At 70.3% G+C, this 14,282-nt stretch carries 11 protein-coding genes; 9 read left to right on the top strand and 2 right to left on the bottom strand.

Annotated elements, in window-relative coordinates:
• Window positions 1-37 precede the first annotated feature (37 nt).
• The gene (locus AS594_RS09355) at window positions 38-2,008 is read left to right on the top strand and encodes an ATP-dependent DNA helicase (protein ID WP_069926534.1); all 1,971 of its coding nucleotides are present in this window, start codon (window positions 38-40) and stop codon (window positions 2,006-2,008) included.
• An 84-nt stretch (window positions 2,009-2,092) separates the two neighbouring features.
• Here AS594_RS09355 and lexA read toward each other — a convergent pair whose 3' ends face one another.
• Complete coding sequence (gene lexA / locus AS594_RS09350; protein WP_069926533.1) at window positions 2,093-2,878, bottom strand: transcriptional repressor LexA; 786 nt, start codon at window positions 2,876-2,878, stop codon at window positions 2,093-2,095.
• 472 nt (window positions 2,879-3,350) lie between these two features.
• Here lexA and nrdR point away from each other — a divergent pair, with 472 nt between their 5' ends.
• Together nrdR and AS594_RS09340 are read left to right on the top strand one after the other, a co-directional pair.
• Window positions 3,351-3,869, top strand: a complete 519-nt coding sequence (nrdR, locus tag AS594_RS09345) for a transcriptional regulator NrdR (RefSeq protein ID WP_069926532.1) — start codon at window positions 3,351-3,353, stop codon at window positions 3,867-3,869.
• 125 nt (window positions 3,870-3,994) lie between these two features.
• Entirely contained in the window at window positions 3,995-6,886 is a 2,892-nt protein-coding gene (locus tag AS594_RS09340) for a vitamin B12-dependent ribonucleotide reductase (RefSeq protein ID WP_069930397.1), read from the top strand.
• Between the two features lie 120 nt (window positions 6,887-7,006).
• On the opposite strand, the gene AS594_RS09335 is transcribed toward AS594_RS09340, so the two are convergent.
• Window positions 7,007-7,537 carry a TerD family protein gene (locus AS594_RS09335; protein ID WP_069926531.1) on the bottom strand — a complete coding sequence of 177 codons (531 nt, stop codon included), beginning with the start codon at window positions 7,535-7,537 and terminating at the stop codon, window positions 7,007-7,009.
• Window positions 7,538-7,805: 268 nt separating this feature from the next.
• On the opposite strand from AS594_RS09335, the gene AS594_RS09330 reads away from it, so the two are divergent.
• From AS594_RS09330 to AS594_RS09305, 6 genes are all read left to right on the top strand, one after another.
• On the top strand, window positions 7,806-8,411 hold the full coding sequence (locus tag AS594_RS09330; RefSeq protein ID WP_069930396.1) for a YdbC family protein: 606 nt from the start codon (window positions 7,806-7,808) through the stop codon (window positions 8,409-8,411).
• A 216-nt stretch (window positions 8,412-8,627) separates the two neighbouring features.
• Window positions 8,628-9,302 carry a histidine phosphatase family protein gene (locus AS594_RS09325; protein ID WP_069926530.1) on the top strand — a complete coding sequence of 225 codons (675 nt, stop codon included), beginning with the start codon at window positions 8,628-8,630 and terminating at the stop codon, window positions 9,300-9,302.
• Window positions 9,299-10,207, top strand: a complete 909-nt coding sequence (locus tag AS594_RS09320; RefSeq protein WP_069926529.1) for an ADP-ribosylglycohydrolase family protein — start codon at window positions 9,299-9,301, stop codon at window positions 10,205-10,207. The genes AS594_RS09325 and AS594_RS09320 overlap by 4 nt, the downstream gene beginning before the upstream one ends.
• 319 nt (window positions 10,208-10,526) lie before the next feature.
• Entirely contained in the window at window positions 10,527-12,296 is a 1,770-nt protein-coding gene (locus AS594_RS09315) for a DUF4153 domain-containing protein (RefSeq protein WP_069926528.1), read from the top strand.
• 474 nt (window positions 12,297-12,770) lie between these two features.
• A complete protein-coding gene (locus tag AS594_RS09310; RefSeq protein ID WP_069926527.1) occupies window positions 12,771-13,481 on the top strand; it encodes a ribonuclease HII in 711 nt (236 codons plus the stop codon).
• Window positions 13,482-13,541: 60 nt separating this feature from the next.
• The gene (locus tag AS594_RS09305; protein WP_069926526.1) at window positions 13,542-14,177 is read left to right on the top strand and encodes a hypothetical protein; all 636 of its coding nucleotides are present in this window, start codon (window positions 13,542-13,544) and stop codon (window positions 14,175-14,177) included.
• The last annotated feature ends 105 nt before the right edge of the window (window positions 14,178-14,282 follow it).

Genomic DNA, 14,282 nt, shown 5'->3' with positions numbered 1-14,282 from the left:
CCGGGTTGTCAGTGGTGCCCCGTAGGCTGGACGGGCTATGACGAAGCCCTCACTCCCCGAGCTCCTCCATGCCGCCGTCACCGCCGTCGGCGGCACGGAGCGGCCCGGCCAGGTCGCCATGACCGAGGCCGTGGCCGGAGCCATCGACGACAACGCCCACCTGCTCGTCCAGGCCGGCACCGGCACCGGAAAGTCCCTCGGCTACCTGGTCCCGGCTCTGGCCCACGGCGAGCGTGTCGTCGTGGCGACGGCGACCCTGGCCCTCCAGCGCCAGCTCGTGGAGCGTGATCTTCCGCGTACGGTCGAGGCGCTGCATCCGCTGCTGCGCCGGCGCCCCGAGTTCGCCATGCTCAAGGGGCGGTCGAACTACCTTTGCCTGCACCGGCTCCACGAGGGCGTACCGCAGGAAGAGGAGGACGGCCTCTTCGACCAGTTCGAAGCCGCCGCCCCGACCAGCAAGCTCGGCCAGGATCTGCTGCGCATGCGCGACTGGGCCGACGAGACGGACACGGGCGACCGCGACGATCTCACCCCCGGAGTCTCCGACCGGGCTTGGGCCCAGGTGTCGGTCTCGTCGCGCGAATGCCTCGGCGCGTCGAAATGCGCGTACGGAGCGGAATGCTTCGCCGAGGCGGCCCGCGAGCGCGCCAAGCTCGCCGATGTCGTCGTGACCAACCACGCGCTCCTCGCCATCGACGCCATCGAGGGCGCCCCGGTGCTCCCGCAGCACGAGGTGCTGATCGTCGACGAGGCGCACGAACTGGTCTCCCGGGTGACCGGCGTGGCGACCGGTGAGCTCAGCCCCGGGCAGGTCAACCGGGCGGTGCGCCGCGCGGCCAAGCTCGTGAACGAGAAGGTCGCCGACGAGCTCCAGACGGCCGCCGAGTCCTTCGAGCGGCTGATGGAGCTGGCGCTCCCCGGGCGCCTCGAAGAGGTCCCGGAGGATCTTGGGTACGCCCTCATGGCGCTGCGGGACGCCGCTCGCAACGTCATCTCGGCCATCGGCTCGACCCGCGACAAGGCCGTCCAGGACGAGGACGCGGTACGCAAGCAGGCGCTGGCGGCCGTGGAGTCCGTCCACAGCGTCGCGGAGCGGATCGCGAACGGTTCCGAGTACGACGTGGTCTGGTGCGAGCGGCACGAGCGTTACGGGGCCTCCCTGCGCGTCGCCCCGCTTTCCGTGTCGGGGCTGCTGCGCGAGAAGCTCTTCAGTGAGCGTTCCGTCGTTCTGACCTCCGCGACGCTCAAGCTCGGCGGCGACTTCAACGGCGTCGGCGCCTCGCTCGGCCTCTCGCCCGAGGGCACGGAGGGCGACGACGTGCCGGTCTGGAAGGGCCTGGACGTCGGCTCGCCCTTCGACTACCCGAAGCAGGGCATCCTGTACGTCGCCCGCCAGCTCGCCACGCCGGGCCGCCAGGGTTCGCGGGGCGACATGATGGACGAGCTCGCGGAACTGGTCGAGGCTGCCGGAGGCCGCACGCTGGGTCTTTTCTCCTCCATGCGGGCGGCGAAGGAGGCGGCCGAGGAGCTGCGCGGCAGGTTCGACATGCCGATCCTGCTCCAGGGCGAGGAAACGCTGGGCGAGCTGATCAAGTCGTTCGCGGCCGACCCCAAGACGTGTCTGTTCGGAACGCTGTCGCTCTGGCAGGGCGTCGATGTGCCGGGGCCGAGCTGCCAGCTGGTCGTCATGGACCGCATCCCGTTCCCGAGGCCCGACGACCCGCTGATGAGCGCCCGGCAGAAGGCGGTCGAGGAAGCCGGTGGCAACGGCTTCATGGCCGTCGCGGCCACCCATGCGGCGCTGCTGATGGCCCAGGGCGCAGGACGGCTCGTACGGGCCATGGGGGACCGCGGCGTCGTCGCCGTGCTCGACCCGCGGCTGGCGAATGCCCGCTACGGCAGCTACCTACGGGCTTCCCTGCCCGACTTCTGGTACACCACGGACCGCAACCAGGTACGCCGCTCGCTCGCCGCGATCAACGCCGCGGCCGAGGCGGACGGGAAGTAGCGGGGCGGGGCCGGCCGCGCAACGCAGCGGGCCCCCGGAACCGGCGCAGTGGGTTCCAGGGGCCCGGTCTGTGACCGGCGGGCGTCAGACCCGCCGCAGGACGGCGACGACCTTGCCGAGGATGGTCGCCTCGTCGCCGGGGATGGGCTGGTAGGCGGCGTTGTGCGGGAGCAGCCACACGTGGCCGTCCTCGCGCTTGAACCGCTTCACCGTGGCTTCACCGTCCAGCATCGCGGCCACGATGTCGCCGTTCTCCGCGACCGGCTGGCGGCGGACCGTCACCCAGTCGCCGTCGCAGATCGCCGCCTCGATCATGGAGTCACCGACGACCTTGAGGACGAACAGTTCGCCGTCGCCCACCAGCTGCCGGGGCAGCGGGAAGACGTCCTCCACGGACTCCTCGGCGAGGATCGGTCCGCCGGCCGCGATCCGGCCGACGAGCGGGACGTACGACGCGGCGGGCTTGCCGGCCGTGTCGGTGGGCTGGGTGCTCGGCTGGTCCGAACCCCGCACCTCGTACGCCCGGGGGCGGTGCGGGTCACGGCGCAGGAAGCCCTTGCGCTCGAGAGCCATCAGCTGGTGGGCCACGGAAGAGGTGCTGGAGAGGCCCACCGCCTGACCGATCTCGCGCATGGACGGCGGGTATCCTCGCCGTTGCACCGAGTCCCTGATGACCTCGATGACCCGTCGCTGCCGATCAGTGAGGCCGGAACTGTCCGCCCGGATTCCTGGAGGCCGGCCGGGCAGCGAGCGTGAGGGCTTGGGCCCCTCGGGGTTTGTGGCTGCTTCATTCATGGCATGCACCGGCTCGAGTCGGCTCTGGGATCGGTCCTGGGCAGTGATAGTTGCACTGTCGGCGGTGGTGGTCACGTCGGCCCCTCTCGAGATGTTCTCTCTCCCTGGTTTGGACAACGGTAGTTGCTTTCGAAAGGTTGCGCCAAACACACGTTCGAGTGAAAAAGCGGGGAATGCCTTTCTCGAACGTACAGCGGGGTGTATGAGGAGCCGTTTTGAGCCGAATGGCAATTCGGGCCATTACGGTAACCTTCGCGGTCGGGCGGAGGGCTGGCGGGGTGCCGCCCGCGTGTCGGCCGCGCGGTGGGCCGGGGGTCGCGGCGGGGGCCGGGGCTCCGTGGGCGCTGCGACACGCGCGAAGTGCAGAAAAAGCGCCCGGACCCTAGATCTAGTAGTCGTATGGCTACAGCAACCCACAAGTTGTGGTCCAAGTGGGCCCCCGGTCGGTCGAGAGCCCTCCCATCACCTATGCTGGTGACCGCTTCGAAGGGCCCCTGATGGGGCCGGCGAAGCTATTCAGTCGTGCTGTGAAGGAGGGTTGGGATCCATGCACTGCCCCTTCTGTAGGCACCCCGACAGCCGCGTCGTCGACAGTCGCACCACCGACGACGGAACGTCGATCCGCAGGCGCCGTCAGTGCCCCGACTGCTCCCGCCGTTTCACGACGGTGGAGACCGCCTCGCTGATGGTGATCAAGCGCAGTGGTGTCACCGAACCCTTCAGCCGTACCAAGGTCATCTCCGGCGTGCGCAAGGCGTGCCAGGGGCGGCCGGTCACCGAGGACGCCCTCGCCCAGCTCGGCCAGCGGGTCGAAGAGGCGGTGCGCGCCACCGGGAGCGCCGAGCTGACCACCCACGACGTGGGGCTGGCCATACTCGGCCCGTTGCGGGAACTCGATCTTGTCGCGTACCTGCGCTTCGCGTCCGTGTACCGGGCGTTCGATTCACTCGAAGACTTCGAGGCCGCCATCGCGGAGCTCCGCGAAGAGCGGCCACCCGTAAGTGATTGCGACTGCGGGCCCGGCGTGACCCCCGAGGTCCCCGTGCCCGCCGCTGCCGCCGACTGACCGACCCGGCGGCAGACCAGACCTGCTCCGGCCGCTCTTCGCGGCGTCCGGAACATCAGACACACCACGTGCCCCGGGAAGAACTGGGCACGTCAGAGCGTTTTTGTACGTATATGGGAGGCGGCATGACAGAGACGGCGAGCGGCCCGGCACGAGGTTCCCGTACCAAGGGAGCGAAGTCCGGCAAGGGCCTGCGCATCGAGCGCATCCACACCACGCCCGGCGTGCATCCGTACGACGAGGTGGTCTGGGAGCGCCGTGACGTCGTCATGACCAACTGGCGCGACGGCTCGGTCAATTTCGAGCAGCGAGGCGTCGAGTTCCCCGACTTCTGGTCGGTGAACGCGGTCAACATCGTCACCAGCAAGTACTTCCGCGGTGCTGTCGGTACGCCGCAGCGCGAGACCGGTCTGCGGCAGCTGATCGACCGGATCGTCAAGACGTACCGCAAGGCCGGCGAGGAGTACAACTACTTCGCCTCTCCCGCGGACGCCGAGATCTTCGAGCACGAGCTGGCGTACGCCCTCCTGCACCAGATCTTCAGCTTCAACTCGCCGGTCTGGTTCAACGTCGGCACGCCCCAGCCGCAGCAGGTCTCCGCCTGCTTCATCCTGGCCGTCGACGACTCGATGGAGTCGATCCTCGACTGGTACAAGGAAGAGGGAATGATCTTCAAGGGCGGCTCCGGCGCCGGCCTGAACCTCTCCCGCATCCGCTCCTCCAAGGAGCTCCTCTCCTCCGGTGGCAACGCCTCCGGGCCCGTCTCCTTCATGCGTGGCGCCGACGCGTCCGCCGGAACGATCAAGTCGGGCGGCGCTACCCGCCGCGCGGCCAAGATGGTGGTTCTCGACGTCGACCACCCCGACATCGAGGACTTCATCGAGACGAAGGTCAAGGAGGAGGAGAAGATCCGCGCCCTGCGCGACGCGGGCTTCGACATGGACCTGGGCGGCGACGACATCGCGTCCGTCCAGTACCAGAACGCCAACAACTCGGTCCGTGTGAACGACGAGTTCATGAACGCGGTCGAGACCGGCGGCAAGTTCGGCCTCCGCGCCCGCATGACGGGCGAGGTCATCGAGGAGGTCGACGCGAAGTCGCTCTTCCGCAAGATGGCCGAGGCCGCTTGGGCCTGCGCCGACCCCGGCATCCAGTACGACGACACCATCAACAACTGGCACACCTGCCCCGAGTCCGGCCGGATCACCGCGTCGAACCCGTGCAGCGAGTACATGCACCTGGACAACACCTCGTGCAACCTGGCCTCGCTGAACCTGATGAAGTTCCTCAAGGACGACGGCAAGGGCAACCAGTCGTTCGAGTCAGAGCGCTTCGCCAAGGTCGTCGAGCTGGTCATCACCGCGATGGACATCTCGATCTGCTTCGCGGACTTCCCGACGCAGAAGATCGGTGAGAACACCCGCGCCTTCCGTCAGCTGGGCATCGGTTACGCCAACCTCGGCGCCCTGCTCATGGCGACCGGCCACGCGTACGACAGCGACGGCGGCCGCTCGCTCGCCGGCGCCATCACCTCGCTGATGACCGGTACGTCGTACCGGCGCTCCGCCGAGCTGGCCGCGGTCGTCGGCCCGTACGACGGCTACGCCCGCAACGCCGAGCCGCACAAGCGCGTCATGAAGCAGCACTCCGACGCCAACGCAGTCGCCCCGCGCGTGGACGACCTGGACTCGCCGATCTGGGCCGCTGCCACGGAGGCATGGCAAGACGTCCTGCGCCTCGGTGAGAAGAACGGCTTCCGCAACGCGCAGGCCTCGGTCATCGCGCCGACCGGCACCATCGGTCTCGCGATGTCCTGCGACACCACCGGACTTGAGCCCGACCTCGCGCTGGTCAAGTTCAAGAAGCTGGTCGGCGGCGGCTCGATGCAGATCGTCAACGGCACTGTGCCGCAGGCGCTGCGTCGCATGGGCTACCAGGAGGAGCAGATCGAGGCGATCGTCGCCCACATCGCCGAGCACGGCAATGTGATCGACGCCCCCGGTCTCAAGCAGGAGCACTACGAGGTCTTCGACTGCGCGATGGGCGAGCGTTCCATCTCCGCGATGGGCCACGTCCGCATGATGGCGGCCATCCAGCCGTGGATCTCCGGCGCGCTCTCCAAGACGGTGAACCTGCCGGAGACGGCGACCGTCGAGGACGTCGAAGAGGTCTACTTCGAGGCCTGGAAGATGGGCGTCAAGGCGCTCGCGATCTACCGCGACAACTGCAAGGTCGGCCAGCCCCTCTCGGCCAAGAAGAAGGACGTCAAGGCCGAGGTCACGGAGAAGACCGAGGAAACGATCCGCGCCGCGGTCGAGAAGGTCGTCGAGTACCGCCCGGTGCGCAAGCGCCTCCCCAAGGGCCGCCCGGGGATCACCACCTCCTTCACGGTGGGTGGGGCCGAGGGCTACATGACCGCCAACTCCTACCCGGACGACGGTCTCGGTGAGGTCTTCCTGAAGATGTCCAAGCAGGGCTCGACCCTCGCGGGCATGATGGACGCCTTCTCGATCGCCGTCTCGGTCGGTCTCCAGTACGGCGTGCCGCTGGAGACGTACGTCTCGAAGTTCACGAACATGCGTTTCGAGCCGGCCGGCATGACGGACGACCCGGACGTGCGGATGGCGCAGTCGATCGTCGACTACATCTTCCGCCGCCTGGCGCTGGACTTCCTGCCTTTCGAGACCCGGTCGGCGCTCGGCATCCACTCCGCCGATGAGCGTCAGCGTCACCTGGAGACCGGTTCGTACGAGCCGTCGATGGAGGACAGCGACATCGACGTCGAGGGCCTGGCCCAGTCCGCGCCGCGCCAGACGGAGGCGCCGAAGCCGGTCGCCGCCCCCAAGGTGGAGGCCGTGCCGGAGCAGAAGCAGGCGCACACCTCGGCGGAACTCGTCGAGATCCAGCTCGGCATCAGCGCGGACGCGCCGCTGTGCTTCTCCTGCGGTACGAAGATGCAGCGTGCGGGCAGCTGCTACATCTGCGAGGGCTGCGGCTCGACCAGCGGTTGCAGCTGATCTGCCGACGGCTGATCTGCCCATAGGTGCGGAAAGCCTGGGCACGGAAGCGTGAAGCATGAGGGGCGGCGGGCCTGACGGGCTCGCCGCCCTTCGGCGCATTCCTGGCGCGGACGGTTGTCAGGCCGGCGTGCTTCCCATCGCACCGGCGAAGGCGTTCGGGTCGGTGTCGAAGCCCCGGACGGCCTGGCGGAACTCCCAGCCGCCCGACCCGTCCCTGGTGAATTCGGCGATGGTGGCCGCGGTGGAGGCGGCGACGCCGGCGAAGCCGTCCTCCGCGAGCACGGTATAGCTCTCGCGAATACGGAAGCCCGTATTCACTATTTCGCCGAACGTCCTCCTGCCGTGGCTCTGCTGGATCGCCACGCCGACCACCACCCGGGTGTAGACCGGCGCGAGCCTGTTCAGCTCCAGGGTCAGGACCTCGTCGTAACCGAAGCCCTGGCCGTCCCGGCTGTCCCTGTTGAGGGTTATCGTGCCGTCCGGCGAGCGGCTGTCGAAGTGCACGACATACGCGGGACCGCCGTACGGGTCGTCGGCGGTATAGGTCGCGGCGATGATGTCCAGGTCGTGGGCCGGACTGCCCAGAGGGCTGGGGTCCCACCTGAGCGTCACTTCGACCTTGCCGACCCCTTTGTTGAGACTGCCCACCGGTCTTCCCTCCCTCGGAACCCGCCCGGATCTCACCGGCGCGAGCTGTGCGAATGTGCACCTGGAACCAGGCTAGCCCCCGGCACCGACAACTGGTGCGGTGCTCAGGGCTGTTCAGCCTTCTCGCACGTATCGCCTGCCGGCCTGATACCCGTACGCATGCGACAACTGGGTTCCCGGGCAAAGGGACAGCCGGTGTCCGCGGAGTTCGGGGGCAAGTGCGCCGCAGGCGTGACGGGGCGTGCGTTCCTGGCCGTACGATGGCGCGGTGCTGGTCAAGTGGATTCGCTGCACAGTGATCGACCGTCGGGGATTCGAGCGGGGGCAGCGGAAGTGGGCGGGGCTGCTGGGGGAACCGGGATTCCGCGGGCAGGGCGGCGGGTGGAGCCGTGAGCGGCCGGGGGTGGCGCACGTGGTCTCCTTCTGGGAGAGCCGTGCGTTCTACGACTCGTTCATGGCGCGTTCGCACGACCGGCTCGCGGCGGGCCAGTCCGGTACGTACAAGAACATGCAAGTCGGGCTCTTCGACTACCGGTTCGACATCAAAACCGGCTTCGAACCCCGTTTCACCGACGCCGATGTGGTGCGCGTCGCGCACTGCAAGGTGCGGGAGGGCCGGGTCGAGCACTTCTCGCTGATGCAGGAGAAGGTGTGGAATCCGGCGATGGCCGGGTCGCCCGGCATGCTGCGCGGAGTGTTCGGTGAGGCGCCTGGCAACGAGTTCCTCGTGCTGTCGATGTGGCACGCCGCCGCCGAGCACGGGAAGTACCGCGCCGAACGGGTGGAGCGCCTGTCCTTGCGCGCGCAGACCGACGCGGACGTGGCGGAGATCGCGGGCGCGGTCGTTCAGCTGGATCCGTTGTGGACGGTGTGATCCCGGCGTGGGCGTGGGTGTGGGCGCGGCCTGGGCGTAGCCGGCGGCGGCGCGGAAACGGCCGGGTCGGGAGACGGCCGGCTGCGGGCAGGCGTCCGTTCAGGGACTCTTCCACGACCGCTTGCTGAGCAGGCGTTTCAAGGGGCGGATACGCTGGATGCAGCTGGGCGGCCGCCCGGCTGAGCCGCATCCGATCGCACGTTCTAGGGTTTCGGCATGGCACGACCGCGGCGCATCGTTCTCGTCCGGCACGGGGAGTCGGAGGGCAACGCCGACGACTCGGTGTACGAGCGTGAGCCCGACCACGCGCTCAGGCTCACCGAAACCGGTCTGCGTCAGGCCCGGGAGACGGGCGTGGGGCTGCGTGAGCTCTTCGGTGAGGAGCGGATCAGCGCCTACGTCTCGCCGTACCGCCGCACGCACGAGACCTTCGCGGCCTTCGAGCTCGACCCGCGACGGGTGAGGGTGCGGGAGGAACCCCGGCTGCGCGAGCAGGACTGGGGAAACTGGCAGGACAGGGACGACGTACGGCTCCAGAAGGCATACCGGGACGCGTACGGGCACTTCTTCTACCGCTTCGCCCAGGGCGAGTCCGGGGCCGACGTGTACGACCGGGTCGGCGCCTTTCTGGAGAGCCTGTACCGGAGTTTCGAAGCACCCGATCACCCGCCCAACGTGCTGCTCGTCACGCACGGACTGACCATGCGGCTGTTCTGCATGCGCTGGTTCCACTGGACGGTGGCCGAATTCGAGTCGCTGTGCAATCCGGGCAACGGCGAAACGCGGACGCTGCTGCTGGGGGAGGACGGGCGCTACGCCCTTGATCGGCCGTTCCGGCGCTGGCGGGCTCCCGAGCCGTACGACTGTCCGGATAGAGTGGCGGAGCGATGACCGCTGACTCCTCCACCGCCCGGCGCTTCGAACGCGCCCTGGCCAGCCTGCGTGGGCTGTCCCTGGGAGACGCCCTTGGCTCCCAGTTCTTCGTTCCCGTGAACTATCCGCTGCTCAAGAGGCGCGAGCTGCCGCCCGCTCCCTGGCAGTGGACCGACGACACCGAGATGGCCTGCTCAGTGCTGGCCGTGCTGGCCGAGCACGGCCGTATCGACCAGGACGCCCTCGCGCGCTCCTTCGCCGAGCACCACGACTTCGACCGCGGTTACGGCCCCGCCGTCAACCGGATGCTCCGGCTGATCAGGGAGGGCGGCGACTGGCGCGAGCTGGCGGCCGCGCTCTTCAACGGCCAGGGCTCCTGGGGCAACGGTGCGGCCATGCGCATCGCGCCGCTCGGTGCCTGGTACGCCGACGACCCCGAGCAGGCCACCCATCAGGCCGAGATCTCGGCGTACGTCACGCATCAGCACCGCGAAGCGGTGGTCGGTGCCATGGCCGTGGCGGCCGCTGCCGCCATCGCCGCCGACCCGGCGGGACCGCCGACGCCTACCGGGCTGCTCGACGGGGTGATCGCGCTGGTGCCGCGCAGCGCCGTGGGTGCCGGGCTGCGGCGCGCCCGCGACATGCTGGACTACAGCGACGCCGGGACGGTGGCGGCCGTGCTGGGCTGTGGACGGCGGACGAGCGCACACGACACGGTGCCGTTCGCCCTCTGGTCGGCCGCCCGCGCGCTCGGCGACTTCGAGCAGGGGTTCTGGGTGACCGCGCAGGTGGGCGGCGACGTCGACACGACCTGTGCGATCTTCGGCGGCGTCGTCGCCGCGGGGAAGGCCGGGGCTCCGCCGGCCGCCTGGCTGGAGCGGACGGAAGAGCTGCCCGACTGGATTCCGGACCGGACGACCTGACGGGCGCCGCGGCCGTCGTTCGGGGGGCTGCGGGCCGGGCGGTGCGAGGTGCGTGGTGCCTGATGCCTGATGCGTGGCGGGTCGGCTCGTAACGTCGGTGGACGGCGTCGGCCTGCTCGCCGGACGTAGGGGTTCCGCGTGGGGTTCCGCGACTGTCACGGTCCTGCCACAGCCCGGTTCTGGCGGCTCCGGGAGGCATGGCCGGGGCTAGTCTGACGGGCCACGCCGCCCTGATGATCATGCCGGGCGAGCGCCGACGAGACACCGGGCTCCGGCGGCGGCATCCTGCCGCAACCCCGTCCGGTCGGAGGGGGGTCCCGTGTCCGACACGCCATCAACACCGCCAACACCGCCAACGCCGTCCACACCTTCCGCTGCGAGTGCGCCGTCCGACTCAGCGACGCCGCCGACACCAGCCACGCCGCCCCCCGCGCAGTCCGGTGCCGGCAACGGCCCGGGGCCCGCGCCGCAGGCCACAGCGCCGCCGCCGCCCGCCACGCTGTCGTACCGCGAGCAGCACAGCAGGGCGACGCAGCCCCAGCGCCACCAGCCCTGGCCGCCGCCACCGCCCGGCCCGCGGCAGCCGCCCGGCCCGCCGAAGTGGCTGATCGACGTACGGCCCGAACCGCCGGCCGCGATCCGTCCCGCCACTTTTCTGGCGGCCCTGGCCACCGCCGTCCTCAGTGCTCTGCTCCTCGGTGAGGGGCTGGGACTGAACCTGCTGGTCCTCGCGGTCCCGGCCGCGCTCGCCGCGTACTTCGCCGGACAGGCGGCAGGCCGACGCCTCCGCCCCTGGACACTGCTCTGGGCGGTCGGCGGGCTGGCCCTGCTGGCCGTTCCGGCGCTGCGCGACGCGGGGTGGCCGACGTTCCTCGCGTGCGTCTCCGCGCTGGCCCTCGGCTCGCTCGCCCTGCACGGCAGCCGCACCTGGGCCGGCATCCTCGTCGGCTCCCTGGGCATCTTCGGCTCGGTCGGTTCCGGTACGGCGTGGGCCTGGCGCGGTCTGCGCGAGCGGGCGGAGGGGTCCCGCGGCCGGTGGGCGCCCATGGTGCGTACCACCCTTGTCGCCGTCGTACTCCTGGTCGTCTTCGGGGCGCTCTTCGCCTCGGCCGACGCCGCCTTCGCCGATCTGCTCGGCGGGCTCACGCCCGACGTCTCCGTGGCCGACGGCCCGTGGCGGACGTTCCTCTTCGCCCTGGGTCTGCTGGGCGCCCTCGCCGCCGCCCGCAGCGCCGCCGCACCGATGCGCTGGGACCGCCTCGAGATACGCCCCGGGCGTGCCCGCGGCCGAGCGGAGTGGGCACTTCCGCTGATCGTTCTCAATCTCCTCTTCGCCGCATTCATCGCGGTGCAGCTCGCCGTGCTGTTCGGCGGCTACGACAAGGTGCTCAGCGAGACCGGACTGACGTACGCCCAGTACGCGCGCCAGGGCTTCTGGCAGCTGCTCTGGGCCACCCTGCTGGTGCTGCTGGTCATCGCGCTGGCTCTGCGGTGGGCCCCGCGTGGCGCGGCCCGGGACCGCACCCTGGTCCGCGCGGTGCTCGGCACTCTGTGCGTCCTCACACTCGTCGTCGTCGCGTCCGCGCTGCGCCGCATGGACCTGTACGTCGACGCGTACGGCCTGACCCGGCTGCGCATATCCGTGGCGGCGGTCGAGCTGTGGCTGGGCCTGGTGATCGTACTGATCATGGCGGCCGGCGCCCTGGGTGCCCGCTGGCTGCCGCGCGCGGTCGCCGCGAGCGCGGCGGCGGCTGTACTGGCCTTCGGCCTGGTGTCGCCGGACGGGCTCGTGGCGGAGCAGAACGTGGAGCGGTACCGCGCCACCGGGAAGCTCGACGTGCACTACTTTCAGGACCTCTCGGCCGACGCGGTGCCGGCGCTGGACAGGCTGCCGGAGCCGCAGCGTTCCTGCGCGCTGGTGGGTATCGCGGAGCGGCTGGATCGCGGCAACGAGCCCTGGTACGCGACGAGTCTCGGTGTGGCCAGGGCCCGCGAGATCATCGCGGAGCGCCCTCTGGACGTCGACGAGAGTGAGTGCCGCAGGCTCGGTACGTACGGCGACGAGCGCGGTATCTACGACGAGTACTAGTACTTCCGGCCATTCTCGGTGGGACGGGCCCGGGCGCAGCCGAACGCGGCTCCGCCCGGGCCCGCTTTACGTCCGGTGCCCCAAGGAGCGGTGCGTCGGTGGGACTTGGCGACTGCCGCTGCCTGGCGCGGCCCCGGTCTTTACGCATGCGACGCCGACGCGGCCGGGCGGCGGGCCCCCGGTGTGGCTCGCACGGGATGGCAGGCGAGGGGCCTCCGGTCCGCTGACGGCCAGCCGGGCCGCTCCGCCCGGCCACGACGACGCCGAGGTCGGGTCGCGCCGCGCGGAATCGACTGTGATGGGCCCCGATCCGCTGCCGCTCGACGATGTGCGACTGCGAATTCCCGGACGGCGGATCGCCTGATGGGGGCCGACCGGTTCGGGGCGCCGCTCCCGCGATCGCCGTCCGGCTGAACGCGGTGGTGGGGCCGGGGTGTCGCCGGTGGACCCCGGCGGCGTAACCTGGCAGGCGCCATGCCGTACGAACCACCCACTCACACCGTCGAGCGCTCACTGCGCGCCACCACCGGTGCCAAGATCATCGCAGGCGTCGACGAAGTCGGGCGCGGGGCGTGGGCCGGACCCGTCACCGTGTGCGCGGCCGTCACCGGTCTGCGCCGTCCGCCCGAAGGGCTCACCGACTCCAAACTGATCAGCCCGAAGCGCCGTACCGAGCTGGCCGCGGTCCTGGAGGGGTGGGTCACCTCGCACGCCCTCGGACACTCCTCGCCCGAGGAGATCGACGAGCTCGGCATGACCGCCGCACTGCGGCTCGCCGCCGTACGCGCACTGGAGGCGTTGCCGGTGCGGCCCGACGCGGTGATCCTCGACGGGAAGCACGACTATCTCGGGCTGCCCTGGAAGGTCCGTACGGTGATCAAGGGCGATCAGTCCTGCATCGCGGTCGCGGCCGCCTCGGTGATCGCCAAGGTGCGGCGGGACGCCATGATGGCCGAACTGGAGAAGGAGTCCGAAGAGTTGGCCGCGTACGCGTTCTCGGCCAACGCGGGCTACCCCTCGCCCGTGCACAAGGCGGCGCTGGCGGAGCGGGGGCCTTCCCCGTACCACCGGCTTTCGTGGATCTATCTCGATGCGCTGCCCCAGTGGGCGCACCTCAAGAAGACCCGGATCTCGGCGGAGGCTGCCGCTCTGGAAAGCGGGGGCCAACTCGGCTTCGACTTCTGATCGCACGCATGTACCCACCCACTGCTGCGTTCAGCGGTGGGATTTGATAGAAATCCACTCATGCCTCTCTCCCCCGAGGAGCCTCAGATTCACGAGAGCGCCCAGGGTCCCCGCGTCACTCCGGCCACCGGCCGTCCCGCGTCGACCCCCCGTCCCGTACCCGGTCCGCGCACCGCGGCCACGCCGCGTCCCGGACGTCCCGTACCCGGCCCCGCCCCGGTCAGGCCCGCGCCCACGGCGCAGCGGTCGCACACGCCCGGTGGCCGGACCCCGTCCCCGCGGCAGGAGAATCGTTCCGCGCCGCAGATCCAGCTGATTCCCGCGCCGACGGGCGGCGCGCTCGACGCCGCCGACGAGGCGGTCGACGTACTGCTCGACTCGGGCCGCGCGCCCGGCGAGATCCTGGTGCTCACCACCGGCGAGCAGCACGCCTGGGCCTCCCATGAACTCTCTTTCGGCGAGGCCGCCTACTGGGCCCAGCACGACGCGCGCGACGACGTCTTCTACGCGGACGCCGCTGTCGCGGAGCGGGCAGCCGCCCGTCCCGTGGTCGTCGTCGCGGTCAACGGCGAGGCCGGGGAGGGTGACGCCGCGGTGAAGCGTGCGCTGCCGCTCGCCAAGGCACGTGCGGACGCGCTGCTGATCGTGTGCGGAGACCCGCAGCGGGTCAACTCCGTGCTCGGCGTGGGCGTCTGAGCCTGGGCGTCTGAGCCTTGCACCGTTGTGCGCCTTACGAGCTCGTAAGGTTCACGCCCGTCGTAAGGGTCACGCCCGTCGTACGGCTCACGCCGTCGTACGGCT

Source organism: Streptomyces agglomeratus, assembly GCF_001746415.1.
GTDB classification, from domain to species: domain Bacteria; phylum Actinomycetota; class Actinomycetes; order Streptomycetales; family Streptomycetaceae; genus Streptomyces; species Streptomyces agglomeratus.
The sequence above is the reverse complement of the archived record's forward strand: the minus strand, read 5'-3'. Positions and strand labels throughout refer to the sequence as shown.

Excerpts from the sequence above, each read along its gene's own strand:
- AS594_RS09355 (WP_069926534.1), top strand. The coding sequence starts at position 38 with ATGACGAAGCCCTCACTCCCCGAGCTCCTCCATGCCGCCGTCACCGCC.
- nrdR (WP_069926532.1), top strand. The coding sequence starts at position 3,351 with ATGCACTGCCCCTTCTGTAGGCACCCCGACAGCCGCGTCGTCGACAGT.
- AS594_RS09340 (WP_069930397.1), top strand. The coding sequence starts at position 3,995 with ATGACAGAGACGGCGAGCGGCCCGGCACGAGGTTCCCGTACCAAGGGA.
- AS594_RS09325 (WP_069926530.1), top strand. The coding sequence starts at position 8,628 with ATGGCACGACCGCGGCGCATCGTTCTCGTCCGGCACGGGGAGTCGGAG.
- AS594_RS09320 (WP_069926529.1), top strand. The coding sequence starts at position 9,299 with ATGACCGCTGACTCCTCCACCGCCCGGCGCTTCGAACGCGCCCTGGCC.
- AS594_RS09310 (WP_069926527.1), top strand. The coding sequence starts at position 12,771 with ATGCCGTACGAACCACCCACTCACACCGTCGAGCGCTCACTGCGCGCC.
- AS594_RS09305 (WP_069926526.1), top strand. The coding sequence starts at position 13,542 with ATGCCTCTCTCCCCCGAGGAGCCTCAGATTCACGAGAGCGCCCAGGGT.